The sequence below is a fragment of the Bacillus atrophaeus genome, assembly GCF_001584335.1.
Taxonomy (GTDB): Bacteria; Bacillota; Bacilli; order Bacillales; family Bacillaceae; genus Bacillus; species Bacillus atrophaeus.
Genome location: NZ_LSBB01000010.1, coordinates 1 through 1001 on the forward strand (window position 1 = coordinate 1; position 1001 = coordinate 1001).

Annotated in this window: 9 tRNA genes; all 9 read left to right on the forward strand. The window is 49.7% G+C overall.

The features are described 5' to 3' along the window. The first annotated feature begins 40 nt into the window (after positions 1-40). A tRNA-Val gene (locus AXI57_RS07965) sits at positions 41-116 on the forward strand. A gap of 30 nt (positions 117-146) precedes the next feature. Further along, positions 147-222: transfer RNA gene (locus tag AXI57_RS07970), tRNA-Thr, on the forward strand. A 37-nt stretch (positions 223-259) separates the two neighbouring features. Continuing rightward, positions 260-335 (forward strand) — tRNA-Lys (locus AXI57_RS07975). An 8-nt stretch (positions 336-343) separates the two neighbouring features. Next, positions 344-425 (forward strand) — tRNA-Leu (locus AXI57_RS07980). Positions 426-467: 42 nt separating this feature from the next. Beyond that, positions 468-542, forward strand: a tRNA-Gly gene (locus AXI57_RS07985). 14 nt (positions 543-556) lie between these two features. After that, positions 557-642, forward strand: a tRNA-Leu gene (locus tag AXI57_RS07990). Positions 643-651: 9 nt separating this feature from the next. After that, a tRNA-Arg gene (locus AXI57_RS07995) sits at positions 652-728 on the forward strand. Positions 729-742: 14 nt separating this feature from the next. Then, positions 743-819, forward strand: a tRNA-Pro gene (locus AXI57_RS08000). Between the two features lie 6 nt (positions 820-825). Continuing rightward, positions 826-901: transfer RNA gene (locus tag AXI57_RS08005), tRNA-Ala, on the forward strand. The last annotated feature ends 100 nt before the right edge of the window (positions 902-1001 follow it).

The window sequence follows — 1001 nt, forward strand, 5'->3', positions numbered from 1 at the left end:
AGTAGGACGCCGCCAAGCAATTGCACGTCAGTGCAAATATGGAGGATTAGCTCAGCTGGGAGAGCATCTGCCTTACAAGCAGAGGGTCGGCGGTTCGAGCCCGTCATCCTCCACCATTTTTACTTGTTTTTTCTTTGACATATCGAGCCGGTGTAGCTCAATTGGTAGAGCAACTGACTTGTAATCAGTAGGTTGGGGGTTCAAGTCCTCTTGCCGGCACCACTTTTATATGGTATAATACTCAAGTCTCTTTTAAAAAGAGCCATTAGCTCAGTTGGTAGAGCATCTGACTTTTAATCAGAGGGTCGAAGGTTCGAGTCCTTCATGGCTCACCATTTTTCATGCGGGTGTGGCGGAATTGGCAGACGCGCTAGACTTAGGATCTAGTGTCTTATGACGTGGGGGTTCAAGTCCCTTCACCCGCATTATATAGGATGACAGTTGTTGATCAGTTGGACATCCTGTCTGCGGAAGTAGTTCAGTGGTAGAACATCACCTTGCCAAGGTGGGGGTCGCGGGTTCGAATCCCGTCTTCCGCTCCAACTATACCATCCACGCCGGGGTGGTGGAATTGGCAGACACACAGGACTTAAAATCCTGCGGTAGGTGACTACCGTGCCGGTTCAAGTCCGGCCCTCGGCATTAAATATTGCGCCCGTAGCTCAATTGGATAGAGCGTTTGACTACGGATCAAAAGGTTAGGGGTTCGACTCCTCTCGGGCGCGCCATTATAAATTGAAATCGGGAAGTAGCTCAGCTTGGTAGAGCACTTGGTTTGGGACCAAGGGGTCGCAGGTTCGAATCCTGTCTTCCCGACCATTTCTCGGGGCCTTAGCTCAGCTGGGAGAGCGCCTGCCTTGCACGCAGGAGGTCAGCGGTTCGATCCCGCTAGGCTCCACCAAAAAAGAATTTAAAAAAAGTTGTTGACTTCGAAAGAGCGAATTGATATAATGATAAAGTCGCTCAAACGAAGCGGACAAGATGATCTTTGAAAACTAAAC